Genomic DNA, 14,131 nt, shown 5'->3' with positions numbered 1-14,131 from the left:
ACGTTTTATTAACATATTTAACGTCGAAGTTTTGACCCGACGGCAATGTGGCATAAGACCTGCAAGAGAAGCCTGCAACACAACACACAACACAATACATAATAAAATCACGGTACTTGAGGGTAAATGTATGAAGAAGACGGTTCTGGCTCTGTCTTTGCTGGTGGGGTTAAGTGCAGCAGCAGGTAGCTACGCAGCGCTTCCACAGACAGTGCGTATCGGTACAGACGCAACCTACGCGCCATTCTCTTCCAAGGATGCGAAAGGCGATTTCGTAGGGTTTGATATCGATCTGGGTAATGAGATGTGCAAACGCATTGCGGTGAAATGCACATGGGTGGGCAGCGACTTTGACGCGTTAATTCCGTCGCTGAAAGCCAAGAAAATCGACGCCATTATCTCTTCTCTTTCCATCACCGAAAAACGTCAGCAGGAGATTGCCTTCTCTGACAAGCTCTACGCCGCGGATTCCCGTCTGATTGCGGCAAAAGGCTCCCCCATTCAGCCAACCATTGACTCCCTGAAAGGCAAGCATGTCGGCGTGCTGCAGGGGTCGACTCAGGAAGGTTATGCCAATGCAAACTGGCGTGAGAAGGGCGTTGACGTGGTGGCTTACCAGAACCAGGATCTGATTTATTCTGACCTGGCGGCCGGTCGTCTGGATGCGGCATTCCAGGATGAGGTTGCCGCAAGTGAAGGCTTCCTGAAACAGCCGGCAGGTAAAGACTACGCCTTTGCTGGCCCGTCCGTGAAAGACAAAAAATACTTTGGTGACGGCACCGGTATTGGCCTGCGTAAAGATGATACCGAGCTGAAAGCCGCCTTCGACAAAGCGTTTGCAGAACTGCGCAAAGACGGTACCTACGACAAACTGGCGAAGAAATACTTCGACTTCAACGTCTACGGTGATTGATACTCGATGATGATGCACTGTTCTGGTGCATTGTGGGTGTGATTGATCCAATATGGTGCGTTTCGTGCACCGTATTGGATCGCTGTGTGCATACTTACGCATTTATCATGCAAAAAATCTCGCCTGAAAGGCATTAATCTTTGCCTGATGGCGTGGATTGATGGCACATTAGCACCACCCCGTCGTCGTAAAAATCACGTAAGAAGACAGTTTGTTGAGGACAGATATGAAAAAACTCGTGTTGTCGTTATCTCTGGTGCTGGCCTTTTCCAGCGCTACCGCGGCGTTCGCAGCAATTCCGCAGAAAATTCGTATTGGTACCGACCCTACCTATGCCCCGTTCGAATCTAAGAATTCGAAGGGTGAACTGGTCGGTTTTGACATTGATCTGGCCAATGAGCTGTGCAAACGCATCAAAGCGCAGTGTACCTACGTTGAGAACCCGCTGGATGCACTGATCCCATCGCTGAAAGCCAAAAAAATCGACGTTATCATGTCCTCACTTTCCATCACTGAAAAACGTCAGCAGGAGATTGCCTTCACCGACAAACTCTATGCGGCAGATTCTCGTCTGGTGGTGGCTAAATCGTCTGATATCCAGCCTACCCTTGAATCACTGAAAGGCAAACGCGTGGGCGTGCTGCAGGGCACTACCCAGGAAACCTACGGTAATGAACACTGGGCACCGAAGGGGATTGAAATCGTCTCTTATCAGGGCCAGGAAAATATCTACGCTGATCTGACGGCAGGCCGTATCGACGCCGCTTTCCAGGATGAAGTCGCCGCGAGCGAAGGCTTCCTGAAGACGCCGGTAGGTAAAGATTACAAATTTGGCGGCCCATCCATTAAAGATGTGAAGTTGTTTGGTGTCGGCACCGGTATGGGTCTGCGTAAAGAAGACAACGAGCTGCGCGAAGCGCTGAACAAAGCATTCGCTGAAATGCGCGCGGATGGCACGTACGACAAACTGGCGAAAAAGTACTTCGATTTTAATGTTTACGGCGGCTAATCGCCCCGTCAAATAACGTGCGGCCCCTCCCGCTCAGGGAGGGGATAAGACACGGTCCATCACTCACGATACGACAGGGCTCGCGGTATGCTGTACGGATTTTCTGGCGTTATTTTACAGGGCGCGCTTGTCACCCTTGAGCTGGCTATCAGCTCCGTGGTGCTGGCGGTGCTGATAGGTCTGGCAGGCGCAGGGGCGAAGCTTTCGGCAAACAAACCGCTGGCGCTGATTTTTGAAGGTTATACCACGCTGATTCGCGGCGTTCCCGATCTGGTGCTGATGCTGCTTATCTTTTACGGGCTGCAGATCGCGCTTAACAGCGTGACGGACGCCATGGGAATGGGACAGATCGATATCGACCCGATGGTGGCCGGTATTATCACTCTCGGTTTTATCTACGGCGCGTACTTTACCGAAACTTTCCGCGGCGCTTATATGGCGGTACCGAAAGGACACATAGAAGCGGCGACCGCCTACGGTTTTACCTCCTCCCAGACGTTTCGCCGGATTATGTTCCCGGCCATGATGCGCTACGCGCTTCCGGGCATTGGCAACAACTGGCAGGTTATCCTCAAGGCCACGGCGCTGGTCTCTCTGCTGGGTCTGGAAGATGTGGTAAAGGCCACGCAGCTTGCCGGTAAAAGTACCTGGGAGCCGTTCTACTTTGCGGTGGTGTGTGGCGTGATCTATCTGGTCTTTACGACCGTCTCCAATGGTGTGCTGCTTCTGCTCGAACGTCGCTACTCCGTGGGTGTGAAGAGGGCTGACCTGTGATTGAGATTATTCAGGAATACTGGAAATCGCTGCTGTGGACGGACGGCTATCGCTTTACCGGCGTGGCCATTACGCTGTGGCTGCTGATCTCTTCGGTGGTGATGGGTGGCATTCTGGCGGTGTTTCTTGCCATTGGCCGCGTGTCGAACAATAAATTTATTCAGTTCCCGATCTGGTTGTTTACCTACGTATTCCGCGGTACACCGCTGTACGTACAGCTGCTGGTGTTCTATTCGGGCATGTATACGCTGGAGATTGTGAAAGGCACCGAGATGCTGAACGCCTTCTTCCGCAGCGGCCTGAACTGTACGGTACTGGCGTTGACGCTCAACACCTGCGCCTACACCACCGAGATTTTCGCCGGGGCCATCCGCTCCGTTCCTTACGGAGAAATCGAAGCGGCGCGCGCGTACGGCTTCTCGTCGGTGAAACTGTACCGTTGCATTATTCTGCCGTCGGCGCTGCGTATCGCATTGCCAGCCTACAGTAACGAAGTGATTTTAATGCTCCACTCCACCGCGCTGGCCTTTACCGCCACGGTGCCGGACCTGCTTAAAATCGCCCGCGATATCAACTCTGCGACCTATCAGCCGTTTACCGCGTTTGGCATTGCGGCAGTGCTCTATTTGATTATTTCATACGTCCTGATTAGCCTGTTCCGTAAGGCAGAAAAGCGCTGGTTGCAGCATATAAAACCCTCTTCGACGCACTGAGAATGATGATGGCTGAGAACAAATTAAACGTAATTGATTTGCACAAACGCTACGGCGAACATGAAGTGCTGAAAGGGGTGTCGCTGCAGGCAAATGCAGGCGACGTGATCAGTATTATCGGGTCATCTGGCTCGGGGAAAAGTACCTTCCTGCGCTGCATCAACTTCCTCGAAAAGCCGAGTGAAGGCTCAATTGTGGTGAGCGGGCAGAATATCAATCTGACCAGGGATAAAGACGGCCAGCTGAAGGTGGCAGATAAGAACCAGCTGCGCCTGCTGCGCACGCGACTGACAATGGTGTTCCAGCACTTCAACCTCTGGAGCCACATGACGGTGCTGGAGAACGTGATGGAAGCACCGGTTCAGGTGCTGGGTTTAAGCAAGCAGGAGGCCCGTGAGCGCGCGGTGAAATACCTGGCGAAAGTGGGTATCGATGAGCGACAGCAGATAAAGTACCCGGTGCATCTCTCTGGTGGTCAGCAGCAGCGTGTCTCTATCGCCCGTGCGCTGGCGATGGAGCCTGAAGTATTGCTGTTCGACGAACCGACCTCAGCACTTGACCCGGAACTGGTTGGCGAAGTGCTGCGCATCATGCAGAAGCTGGCCGAAGAGGGTAAAACCATGGTTGTGGTAACGCACGAGATGGGCTTTGCCCGCAACGTCTCGAACCACGTGATCTTCCTGCATCAGGGGAAAATCGAAGAGCAGGGACATCCGGATGAGGTGCTGGCGAATCCGCAAAGCCCGCGTTTGCAGCAGTTCCTGAAGGGTTCTTTGAAGTAGGTTTTGCCCTTCTCCCTCTCCCTGTGGGAGAGGGCATCAGGCTGCGGTGCAGCCCAATCGCCCGGTGGCGCTTCGCTTACCGGGCCTACAGGCTGGGTTTTCTCCCTCTCCTGTGGGAGAGGGCCGGGGTGAGGGCATCAGACCGCACAGCACTCCAGCCGATACACCCAGTCGTCATACCGTACGCCGTCAATCTCGTACGCCTTCTCCAGCACCTGCGTACGCACAAACCCCGCTTTCTCCAGCACCCGCACCGACCCGCCGTTGTCCGCCAGTACGTAGGCGTTAATCGCTTTCACGCCGGTCTGGTTAAACGCATATTCACATACCGCGCGCAACGCCTCACTGGCGATACCTTGCCCCTGCGCGGCAGGCACAACCGTATAGCCAATATCCGCCTCTTCTCGATTCTCCGGGCTGATCTGCAGGCCGATATCGCCCAGCGGCGTGTCATCATCATGAAAACGAATCACAAAAACGTGCGCCGCCGTTAAGCGCGCAGCAAATACGCGCCGGGTCTCTTTTTCCGGCGCGATGGCGGCCATGTAACGCATGATATTGCGATCTTCCCGCAACGAGCGGAAGAAGGCCCAGTCAGTGGGTTCGAAAGGGGTGAGGTGAAGCCGGGGTGTGGTAATGGTTGCCATTGTTACGCCATTTCATCGGGACATGGCGTACAAATGTAACATATTCATCCCACCACATCCCTCAACGCCTCTTCTAAGTCATACCAGCGAAACGCAAACCCGGCCGCTTCAAGCCGTTTCGGTAGCGCACGCTGCCCGCCCAGCACCAGCACGGACGCTTCACCCATCATCAGACGAATCACGGTTGCGGGCACGCGCAAAATCGCCGGGCGATGCAGAGCATGGCCCAGCGCGTGGGCAAACTGCTCGTTACGTACCGGGTACGGCGCAACCATATTAAACGGCCCACGTAGATCGTTATCCAGCAGCCAGAGAATACCGTTGACCATATCGTCGATGTGGATCCACGGCAGATACTGACGGCCATTACCGATGGGGCCGCCCAGTCCGAGCCGGAACGGAGGAAGCATTTTCGCCAGAATGCCGCCTTTCGGCGCGAGAACGACGCCGGTACGCAGCAGGCACACGCGGGTATTATCGCTCTGGGCAGCACAGGCAATACGTTCCCACTGGGCGCAGAGCTTATGGGTAAACTCGTTGTGCGGCGGCTCTTCTTCGGTCACGACCACCTCACCGAGATCGCCGTAATAGCCTACCGCAGAACCGGAAATCAGTACCGATGGCGGGGTATGGCTGTTACGGATCAGCTCGACCAGCTTTTCGGTGATGTTCCAGCGGCTGCTGCACAACAGCTGTTTTTGCTCTTCCGTCCAGCGTTTGTCGGCGATGGGTTCACCGGCCAGGTTGATGACGGCGTCAAAGCCGTCCAGATTCTGCCGGTCAGCCAGATTTTTCCAGATGTCGATACCGGCACCCAGCACCTGGCGCGCTTTCTCAGGGCTGCGCGTTACCACGGTAATGTCGTGATGTAACGCCTGCAGGCGCGCAATGAGATGACGGCCAATCAGGCCTGTACCGCCGGTCAGCAGAATCTTCATACAACCTCCAGGTTTACGCCCGGCGCTGCCAGCTTAACGTCATGGAGACGGAGTCGGCATAACGCAGGGCGTGAAGTTTATCGATCTCTACTTCAGCATAAGTGACCCAGTGATGTTCGCGTGCGATGTCGAGCACATCCTGAGTTAATTTTTCCAGCAGAGAGAATCGGTTATTTTCCACGTACTGAATGATGCTTTTCGTAATCGTGCGATAGTTCAGCGCGTCATTGATATCTTCACTGCCTCTCGCCTTGTCTGCCGGATAGTGGATAACCACATTAATCACGATATCCTGACGGTTGGCGATCTCCTCGTCTTTGATACCGATAAAAGTACGTAAGCGTAAATTTTTTATACGAATAATAGCGTCATGCTGCGACATTGCTGGTCTTCTCCGTGTCAGTATTTCCTCCCCATAATACATGAGAGCCTGACACGCGCCCAACCGGGCGCAGGCCTAAATCTCCTGGATTTTTTTCATCGCACGCTCGGTCGCCGGGCGGGTGCGGATACGTTCAAACCAGTTGTTAACCGCCGGGTAAGAGGCTAAATCAATACGGTGACGTTCATGGGTATTGACCCACGGCCAGCAGGCGATATCGGCGATACTGTAATGATCGCCCCCGAGCCACGGTGATTTTTCCAGCCGACGGTTCAGTACGCCGTACAGCCGCTGCGTTTCCACCTGATAGCGCTCTATCGCATACGGGATGGGTTGTGGCGCGTAAGCGGTAAAGTGGTGGTTCTGCCCCAGCATCGGGCCCAGGCCGCTTGTCTGCCAGAACAGCCACTGTAGCGTGTGGTGACGCTCGCGCAGTTCCCCGCTCAGCAGTTTGCCGGTTTTCTCCGCCAGATAGAGCAAAATCTCCCCGGATTCAAACAGGCTCAACGGTTTGCCGCCATCAGCTGGCAGGTTATCGATGATGGCCGGGATTTTGTTGTTCGGTGAGATGGCCAGAAAGAGAGGCCTGAACTGATCGCCTTTGCTGATATCCACGCGGATGATCCTGTATTCCAGCTCGGCTTCTTCAAGAAAGAGGGTGATCTTATGGCCGTTTGGAGTAGGGGCGTAATAAAGGTCGATCATTCTCAACTCCTGTCAGTGTGAAGTGTAATGCCATGACCAATCAGTATAGGTGGTTGTGCAAAATCGTGAGTTTTCATCAAGTGACAGCGGCGTAAAGAGACTATATGTTGAGGGAATACCGATCAGCCGATGAGGATGTTATGAACCAGCCTGTAATCACGTTGTGGTCCGATGCCCAATTCTTTTCACCCTATGTCATGAGCGTGTACGTGGCGCTGGCGGAAAAAGGGCTGTCATTTAGCCTGAAAACCGTTGATCTGGACGGCGGTGAACACCTGAAACCGCAGTGGCAGGGTTACGATCTGACCCGGCGCGTGCCAGTACTGGACATTGATGGCTTCGCGCTGAGTGAATCGTCGGCGATCGATGAATACCTGGAAGATCGGTTCGCGCCACCAGAGTGGGAGCGTATTTATCCTCACGATCTGCAAAAGCGGGCCCGGGCACGGCAAATCCAGGCGTGGCTACGCAGCGATTTGGTGCCGATTCGCGTTGAACGCTCCACGGATGTGGTATTTGCGGGTGTGAAAAAGCCCGCCCTGAGTACTGAGGGGGCGCAGAGCGCGCAAAAGCTGATTGACACCGCCACCTCGCTGCTGGCCCACGGTAACCCGAACCTGTTTGGCGAATGGTGTATTGCCGATACCGACCTGGCGCTGATGCTGAACCGCTTGATCCTTAACGGCGATGACGTTCCCCAGCTGCTGGTGGATTACGCCACTTTCCAGTGGCAACGTGCGTCGGTGCAGCGCTATGTGGCACTCTCCGCTAAGCGCGTCGGCTGATAAGCCCTGGCGCTTAAGGTATGATAAGGGCAGTCTGTTTTTCTGAGGAGTGACTGATGAAACTGATGTTTGCGTCGGATATCCATGGATCGCTGCCCGCGACCGAGCGCGTTCTTTCCCTGTTCGCACAAAGTGGGGCGCAGTGGCTGGTTATTCTGGGTGACGTGTTGAACCATGGCCCACGTAACGCATTGCCGGAAGGCTATGCCCCTGCGCAGGTGGCGGAAAAACTCAACCCGTATGCCTCGCGCATTATTGCTGTGCGCGGTAACTGCGACAGCGAAGTGGACCAGATGCTGCTGCACTTCCCCATGACCGCTCCGTGGCAACAGGTGCTGCTGGAAAAATGCCGTCTGTTCCTCACCCATGGTCATCTTTTTAGCCCGGATAATCTCCCGGCGCTGGCCGCTGGCGATGTCCTGGTTTACGGCCATACTCATATTCCGGTAGCAGAAAAACGCGGGGAGATTTATCACTTCAACCCAGGTTCGGTCAGCATTCCGAAAGGCGGATACCCGGCGAGCTATGGCATGCTTGATGAGCATACGTTAAGCGTTATCGCACTTAATGATCAGCAAGTTATTGCACAGGTAGCGATTAATCCGTAAGTTACACCTCAACTGTAAACGCGCCGTAAGAGCGCTTAGACGAGAAGGTTTCCCGATGGTGGAGCAGAGTCATTTGGCAAGTACAGAGTGGGTTGACATTGTCAACGAAGAGAATGAAGTGATCGCGCAGGCCAGCCGCGAACAAATGCGCGCTGAACGCCTGCGTCATCGTGCGACGTATATTGTTGTTCATGACGGCATGGGCAAAATTTTGGTTCAACGCCGCACGGACACCAAAGATTTTCTCCCTGGTATGCTGGATGCCACTGCGGGCGGTGTCGTTCAGGCGGATGAGGTCCTGCTGGATTCCGCACGCCGTGAAGCGGAAGAAGAGCTAGGCATTGCGGGCGTACCGTTTGCCGAGCATGGACAGTTCTATTTTGAAGACGAACATTGCCGTGTCTGGGGCGGGCTGTTTAGCTGCGTTTCCCACGGGCCGTTCGCCCTGCAGGAAGAAGAAGTAAGCGAAGTGAGCTGGATGACGCCGGAAGAGATCACCGCGCGTTGTGACGAGTTCACGCCGGATTCGTTAAAAGCACTGGCGCTGTGGATGACCCGCAACGCCAAAAACGAATCGACCAAATCCGAGAAAGAAGAAGAGGCCGAATAAGCTTTAGCAGCTCTCCCTCAGACACAGACTGGATGCGATGGGTTTCTGATCGCGCCAGTCTCCGTCATTCAGACGTTCCAGCAATGCACGTCCCGCTTCAATACCAATCTTACGATGGGGTACTGCCATCGTCGTAAGCGGCGGCTGACAGACACGGCTGACGTCGCTGTCGCCAAACCCGACCACGGCCAAATCGTCCGGCACCTTGATACGCCTGCGCTGGCACTCGTACAGCGCGCCACAGGCCAGTTCATCTGAAACGCAAACCAGCGCATCCAGCTCCGGCCACGCCAGCAGAAATTCAGGAAGTTGTGCGGCCCCCGTCGAAAAGCTCGGCGGCATGGCGGCGTTAATCACCCGGTTAGGCGACATATGGTGGCGCAGCATCGCTTTGTACCAGCCCTGCAAATGCTGCTGGAAAATCCACTGCTCCTGGTTGGCACACAGCAGGCCTATGTTCTGGTAGCCGCGTTTGATGACCATTTCCGTGAGTTCATACATGGCCGCGACGTTATCAATCCCGATATTCATATCGATAGGATCGGCGCGCATGGCGCCCATCTCCATCACCGGAATCGAGGCGTTTTTTAGCCAGTGACGCACGGTGTCAGTATGTTCGACGCTGAGCAAAATCGCTGCGGCGATATTTGACGCCAGCAGCGTTTCCAGCAATTTCTCTTCCTGTTCAAGACGATGCTGGGATTCGGCCAGCATGATCTGATAGCCGGCGGGCTGTAACACCTGCTGGAGCCCGGCGAACATTTCGGAACAACCGGCTTCGGAAAGATTGGGGACGACCATCGCGATCGTCCATGACGAGGCCGAAGCCAGCGCACTGGCTGCAAGATTCGGCATATAGCCTAACTCTTGTACCGCGGCTTCTATTTTTTCTCGCAGTTTATCGGAAACCTGTTCAGGCGTGCGGAGAGCACGGGACACGGTCATTGTGCCCACACCGGCAAGCTGTGCGACATCGGCAAGTGTCACTTTACCGGTACTGCGCCGTTTTCGGGTTAGAGACATACACCTTCCTGCTGACAGGACGCCACTCATTTCATCCTTCGCTTAACGTGACAGGCAGTATACGCCTTAAATCCCTTTTTTTGCTGTGATTTCGCGCCAGGATGTTAATTTGATAGCGCTATCACACTTCTGAATGTTAGATCTTGGTAGCGCTATCTTTGTGATCCCGATCGCAGCCAATTCGTTATGCGTTGAATAAAGTTTGTTCATCTTTAGCGCGATGTCGGGAGGGAAAATGCTCAAAAAGTGGATATATGATACAACCATCACGCTGCAGGATAGCGTTGAGAGTTGGCCGCAGGCGCTGGAGATATGCGCGAAACCGTTGCTGGAGCTGCAGGTCATTGCGCCGGAATACGTAACGGCCATCATTGAGCAGCACCACACTTTAGGACCCTATTATGTGCTGGCACCAGGGCTGGCCATGCCGCATGCGCGGCCGGAAGAGGGGGCAAAAGGACTGGGCCTCTCATTATTAAAACTCAGGAAGGGCGTTTCATTCGGTGCAGGCGAATTTGATCCCGTCGATGTGATCGTTATGCTGGCGGCACCGGATAAACACAGCCATATCGAAATGATCTCTGCGCTGGCTGAATTATTTTCAAGCGATGAGGATATGGCGGAATTACATCAGGCGAATACCCTGGAGGAAATTAAAACGATAATCAACCGCTTCTGATTTAATTATTTAATCCGACTCGTCACACACATTACGCGCAAGCGTGATGGGACATACTCTACGCAAAAAAGGGGACAACAATGAAAATCATGGCTATATGCGGTTCTGGCCTGGGCAGTAGTTTTATGGTCGAAATGAATATTAAAAAAGTGCTTAAGAAGCTGGACATTGACGCCGAGGTTGAGCACTCCGATCTCTCTTCAGCCACGCCCGGTGCGGCCGATCTTTTCGTGATGGCGAAAGATATTGCCTCCAGCGCCAGCGTGCCGGAAAACCAGTTGGTGGTGATCAACAACATCATCGATATCAACGAACTTGAAGCGCAGCTGCGTGCCTGGTTCGAAAGACAATAACCCTGATAAGGCGAGGTGGATATGTTTATCCTTGAAACGCTGAATTTCGTTGTCGATATTTTAAAAGTCCCTTCCGTGCTGGTGGGCCTGATTGCCTTAATTGGTCTCGTTGCGCAGAAAAAAGCCTTTTCTGACGTTGTAAAAGGGACCATTAAAACTATTCTCGGGTTTATTGTGCTGGGCGGTGGCGCCACCGTGCTGGTGGGGTCATTAAATCCATTAGGCGGTATGTTTGAACACGCCTTTAATATTCAGGGCATTATTCCCAATAATGAAGCGATTGTTTCCATTGCGCTGGAAAAATATGGGGCCTCGACCGCGCTAATTATGGCCTTCGGGATGGTGGCCAATATTCTCGTCGCCCGCTTTACCCGTCTGAAGTATATCTTCCTGACCGGACACCACACGTTCTACATGGCGTGCATGATTGGGGTGATCCTCACGGTTGCGGGCTTTGAAGGGGTAGGGCTGGTCTTTACGGGGTCGCTGATCCTCGGGCTGGTCATGGCCTTCTTCCCGGCGATTGCGCAGCGTTACATGAAGCGCATTACCGGCAACGATGATATTGCTTTCGGCCATTTCGGCACCCTGGGCTACGTGCTGTCCGGCTGGATTGGCAGCAAGGTCGGCAAAGGTTCACGTTCAACCGAAGAGATGAACCTGCCGAAGAACCTGAGCTTCCTGCGTGACAGCTCGATCTCCATCTCTCTGACCATGATGATTATCTACCTGATCATGGCGGTGAGCGCCGGGCGTGAATACGTCGAGGCGACCTTCAGCGGCGGTCAGAACTACCTGGTCTACGCCATTATCATGGCAATCACCTTCGCCGCAGGGGTGTTCATCATCCTGCAGGGTGTACGCCTGATTCTGGCAGAAATCGTCCCGGCCTTTACCGGCTTCTCAGAAAAACTGGTGCCCAATGCGCGTCCGGCCCTGGACTGCCCGGTGGTCTATCCGTATGCGCCCAACGCGGTGCTGATTGGCTTCCTGTTCAGCTTCCTCGGGGGGATCGTGGGGTTAATTATCTGCGGCCAGTTTAACTGGGTGCTGATCCTGCCGGGCGTGGTGCCGCACTTCTTCACCGGCGCAACCGCGGGCGTGTTTGGAAACGCCACCGGTGGACGTCGCGGGGCAATGATTGGCGCCTTTGCCAACGGGCTCTTAATCACCTTCCTGCCGGTGCTGCTGCTGCCTGTACTGGGAGCCATTGGCTTTGCCAATACCACTTTCTCGGACGCTGACTTCGGCGCCGTCGGGATTGTGCTTGGCAACCTGGCGCGCTTCCTGTCACCGCTGGCCATCACCGGGCTTGTCGTTGCGTTGTTCGCGCTGCTGGTGGCGTACAACGTGTTCGCGAAAAACAAATCTGCGGGTGGTAATGCGCAGGAAAACACCGGAGCCAAATCATGAACGAGAATGAGATAACCGAACTCGCGCGTCAAATTCGACTCGAGACCCTGAAATCGCTGACGCAGCTGGGATTTGGTCACTACGGCGGCAGTATGTCGGTCGTCGAAACCCTGGCCGTACTGTACGGCGCGGTAATGAAAATTGACCCGGCAGACCCGGACTGGCCAGAACGAGACTACTTTGTCCTGTCGAAGGGCCATGCGGGACCGGCCCTGTACAGTACGCTGGCGATTAAGGGCTATTTCCCGATGGAAGAGCTGAGCACGCTTAACCAGAACGGCACACGCCTGCCAAGCCATCCGGACCGGCTAAAAACACGCGGTGTGGATGCCACGACCGGTTCGCTTGGCCAGGGGATCTCCATCGCGGGCGGCATGGCGCTGTCGCACAAGCTGGCCGGGCGGTCAAATCGGGTCTTTTGCATCGTCGGTGACGGCGAGCTGAACGAAGGGCAGTGCTGGGAAGCGTTCCAGTTTATTGCCCACCATCGTCTTAACAACCTGACGGTGTTTGTGGACTGGAATAAACAACAGCTTGATGGCGAGCTGGATGAGATCATCTGCGCGTTCGATCTGGAAGGGAAATTCCGCGCCTTTGGTTTTGACGTGGTGACGGTGAAAGGAGATGACATCCCGGCACTGCTGAAGGTCACCGCACCGGTTCCGCCAGCGGATGCGCGTCCGCGGGTGGTGATCCTCGACAGCATCAAAGGACAGGGAGTGGCGTATCTGGAACAGCTGGGTAACTCGCACCATCTGCGATTGACCCCGGAGAGCAAAGCGGCCCTCGACGAGGCGATCCGCCAGCTGGAGGTAACTCATGATTAAGGTTGCACCTGCAGGACAGAAAGATGCCATAGAGATGCGTAAGATATACGCGGGCTTTGTGGCAAAACAGATTGAAGCCGGGAGCGAGATCATCGCCCTGGAAGCGGATCTGATGAGCTCAATGGCGATGGACGGCGTGGCGCGCGATTATCCGCAACATGTGATCAACTGCGGCATTATGGAGGCCAACGTGATCGGTACCGCGGCCGGGCTGTCACTCACCGGCCGCAAGCCGTTTGTTCATACCTTTACCGCCTTTGCCAGCCGTCGCTGCTTCGACCAGCTGTTTATGTCCCTGGACTACCAGCGAAATAACGTGAAGGTTATTGCCTCGGATGCGGGCGTGACGGCCTGCCACAACGGCGGGACGCATATGTCGTTCGAGGATATGGGCATTGTGCGCGGTCTGGCGCATTCGGTAGTGCTGGAGGTGACTGACGCGGTGATGTTTGAAGACATACTGCGCCAGCTTATCGACCTCGACGGGTTCTACTGGGTACGTACTATCCGTAAGCAGGCGCCGAGCGTGTATGCCCCGGGTTCAACGTTTACCATCGGCAAAGGCAATGTTCTGCGCGAAGGAAGCGACATTACCCTGATTGCCAACGGCATTATGGTGGCCGAAGCGCTGGAAGCGGCCCGTCAGCTTGAGCAGGAGGGCGTTAGCGCGGCAGTGATAGACATGTTTACCCTGAAGCCCATCGACCGGATGCTGGTGAAAAACTACGCCGAGAAAACCGGGCGGATCGTGACCTGCGAAAACCATAGCATTCACAACGGGCTGGGCTCGGCGGTGGCGGAAGTGCTGGTGGAGACCTGCCCGGTGCCGATGCGTCGCGTGGGGGTGAAGGAGCGTTACGGCCAGGTAGGGACGCAGGACTTCCTGCAGAAGGAGTATGGCCTGACGGCGCATGACATTGTTTCAGCGGCGCGAGAGCTGCTGTAAATAAAAAAGGCGACCCGTGAGCGG

At 54.8% G+C, this 14,131-nt stretch carries 18 protein-coding genes; 13 read left to right on the top strand and 5 right to left on the bottom strand.

Features of this window, described 5'->3' with window-relative positions:
* Positions 1–130 precede the first annotated feature (130 nt).
* The 5 genes from argT (at position 131) to hisP (ending at position 4,191) form a co-directional block, all read left to right on the top strand.
* Positions 131–913 carry a lysine/arginine/ornithine ABC transporter substrate-binding protein ArgT gene (gene argT / locus AK59_RS0100355; RefSeq protein ID WP_013098132.1) on the top strand — a complete coding sequence of 261 codons (783 nt, stop codon included), beginning with the start codon at positions 131–133 and terminating at the stop codon, positions 911–913.
* Between the two features lie 226 nt (positions 914–1,139).
* Positions 1,140–1,922 (top strand): histidine ABC transporter substrate-binding protein HisJ, encoded by a 783-nt coding sequence (hisJ, locus tag AK59_RS0100350; protein ID WP_008502592.1) that lies wholly within the window; start codon positions 1,140–1,142, stop codon positions 1,920–1,922.
* Positions 1,923–2,009: 87 nt separating this feature from the next.
* Positions 2,010–2,696 carry a histidine ABC transporter permease HisQ gene (locus tag AK59_RS0100345; protein ID WP_013098131.1) on the top strand — a complete coding sequence of 229 codons (687 nt, stop codon included), beginning with the start codon at positions 2,010–2,012 and terminating at the stop codon, positions 2,694–2,696.
* The gene (locus tag AK59_RS0100340) at positions 2,693–3,409 is read left to right on the top strand and encodes an ABC transporter permease (RefSeq protein WP_008502590.1); all 717 of its coding nucleotides are present in this window, start codon (positions 2,693–2,695) and stop codon (positions 3,407–3,409) included. The genes AK59_RS0100345 and AK59_RS0100340 overlap by 4 nt, the downstream gene beginning before the upstream one ends.
* A gap of 8 nt (positions 3,410–3,417) precedes the next feature.
* Complete coding sequence (gene hisP, locus AK59_RS0100335; RefSeq protein WP_020690627.1) at positions 3,418–4,191, top strand: histidine ABC transporter ATP-binding protein HisP; 774 nt, start codon at positions 3,418–3,420, stop codon at positions 4,189–4,191.
* Positions 4,192–4,328: 137 nt separating this feature from the next.
* On the opposite strand, the gene AK59_RS0100330 is transcribed toward hisP, so the two are convergent.
* From AK59_RS0100330 to yfcG, 4 genes are all read right to left on the bottom strand, one after another.
* Complete coding sequence (locus AK59_RS0100330) at positions 4,329–4,838, bottom strand: GNAT family N-acetyltransferase (protein ID WP_029881739.1); 510 nt, start codon at positions 4,836–4,838, stop codon at positions 4,329–4,331.
* A gap of 44 nt (positions 4,839–4,882) precedes the next feature.
* The gene (locus AK59_RS0100325; protein ID WP_013098128.1) at positions 4,883–5,776 is read right to left on the bottom strand and encodes a TIGR01777 family oxidoreductase; all 894 of its coding nucleotides are present in this window, start codon (positions 5,774–5,776) and stop codon (positions 4,883–4,885) included.
* Positions 5,777–5,789: 13 nt separating this feature from the next.
* On the bottom strand, positions 5,790–6,158 hold the full coding sequence (gene folX, locus AK59_RS0100320) for a dihydroneopterin triphosphate 2'-epimerase (protein WP_013098127.1): 369 nt from the start codon (positions 6,156–6,158) through the stop codon (positions 5,790–5,792).
* A 75-nt stretch (positions 6,159–6,233) separates the two neighbouring features.
* Positions 6,234–6,863, bottom strand: a complete 630-nt coding sequence (yfcG, locus tag AK59_RS0100315) for a GSH-dependent disulfide bond oxidoreductase (RefSeq protein ID WP_023621684.1) — start codon at positions 6,861–6,863, stop codon at positions 6,234–6,236.
* A gap of 140 nt (positions 6,864–7,003) precedes the next feature.
* Here yfcG and yfcF point away from each other — a divergent pair, with 140 nt between their 5' ends.
* The 3 genes from yfcF to yfcD are packed head-to-tail and all read left to right on the top strand — an operon-like array spanning position 7,004 to position 8,866.
* The gene (gene yfcF / locus AK59_RS0100310) at positions 7,004–7,648 is read left to right on the top strand and encodes a glutathione transferase (RefSeq protein ID WP_013098125.1); all 645 of its coding nucleotides are present in this window, start codon (positions 7,004–7,006) and stop codon (positions 7,646–7,648) included.
* Between the two features lie 56 nt (positions 7,649–7,704).
* Complete coding sequence (gene yfcE, locus AK59_RS0100305; protein ID WP_013098124.1) at positions 7,705–8,256, top strand: phosphodiesterase; 552 nt, start codon at positions 7,705–7,707, stop codon at positions 8,254–8,256.
* Positions 8,257–8,311: 55 nt separating this feature from the next.
* Positions 8,312–8,866, top strand: coding sequence for an NUDIX hydrolase YfcD (yfcD, locus tag AK59_RS0100300; RefSeq protein ID WP_013098123.1), 555 nt, complete (start codon positions 8,312–8,314; stop codon positions 8,864–8,866).
* A 3-nt stretch (positions 8,867–8,869) separates the two neighbouring features.
* On the opposite strand, the gene AK59_RS0100295 is transcribed toward yfcD, so the two are convergent.
* Positions 8,870–9,889, bottom strand: a complete 1,020-nt coding sequence (locus AK59_RS0100295; protein ID WP_013098122.1) for a LacI family DNA-binding transcriptional regulator — start codon at positions 9,887–9,889, stop codon at positions 8,870–8,872.
* A 235-nt stretch (positions 9,890–10,124) separates the two neighbouring features.
* Here AK59_RS0100295 and AK59_RS0100290 point away from each other — a divergent pair, with 235 nt between their 5' ends.
* The 5 genes from AK59_RS0100290 (at position 10,125) to AK59_RS0100270 (ending at position 14,107) form a co-directional block, all read left to right on the top strand.
* Positions 10,125–10,568: a PTS sugar transporter subunit IIA gene (locus AK59_RS0100290; RefSeq protein ID WP_029881738.1), complete on the top strand. Its 444-nt coding sequence runs from the start codon at positions 10,125–10,127 to the stop codon at positions 10,566–10,568.
* A gap of 80 nt (positions 10,569–10,648) precedes the next feature.
* Positions 10,649–10,921, top strand: coding sequence for a PTS sugar transporter subunit IIB (locus AK59_RS0100285; RefSeq protein WP_013098120.1), 273 nt, complete (start codon positions 10,649–10,651; stop codon positions 10,919–10,921).
* Between the two features lie 21 nt (positions 10,922–10,942).
* Positions 10,943–12,334, top strand: a complete 1,392-nt coding sequence (locus AK59_RS0100280; RefSeq protein ID WP_023622509.1) for a PTS ascorbate transporter subunit IIC — start codon at positions 10,943–10,945, stop codon at positions 12,332–12,334.
* Positions 12,331–13,161, top strand: coding sequence for a transketolase (locus tag AK59_RS0100275; RefSeq protein ID WP_029881737.1), 831 nt, complete (start codon positions 12,331–12,333; stop codon positions 13,159–13,161). Before AK59_RS0100280 ends, AK59_RS0100275 begins: the two co-directional genes overlap by 4 nt.
* Positions 13,154–14,107, top strand: coding sequence for a transketolase family protein (locus AK59_RS0100270; RefSeq protein WP_013098117.1), 954 nt, complete (start codon positions 13,154–13,156; stop codon positions 14,105–14,107). Before AK59_RS0100275 ends, AK59_RS0100270 begins: the two co-directional genes overlap by 8 nt.
* Positions 14,108–14,131: the final 24 nt, after the last annotated feature.

It is taken from the genome of Enterobacter sp. T1-1 (assembly GCF_000710795.1).
GTDB lineage: Bacteria > Pseudomonadota > Gammaproteobacteria > Enterobacterales > Enterobacteriaceae > Enterobacter > Enterobacter cloacae.
This window is presented reverse-complemented; position numbering and strand designations above follow the sequence as displayed.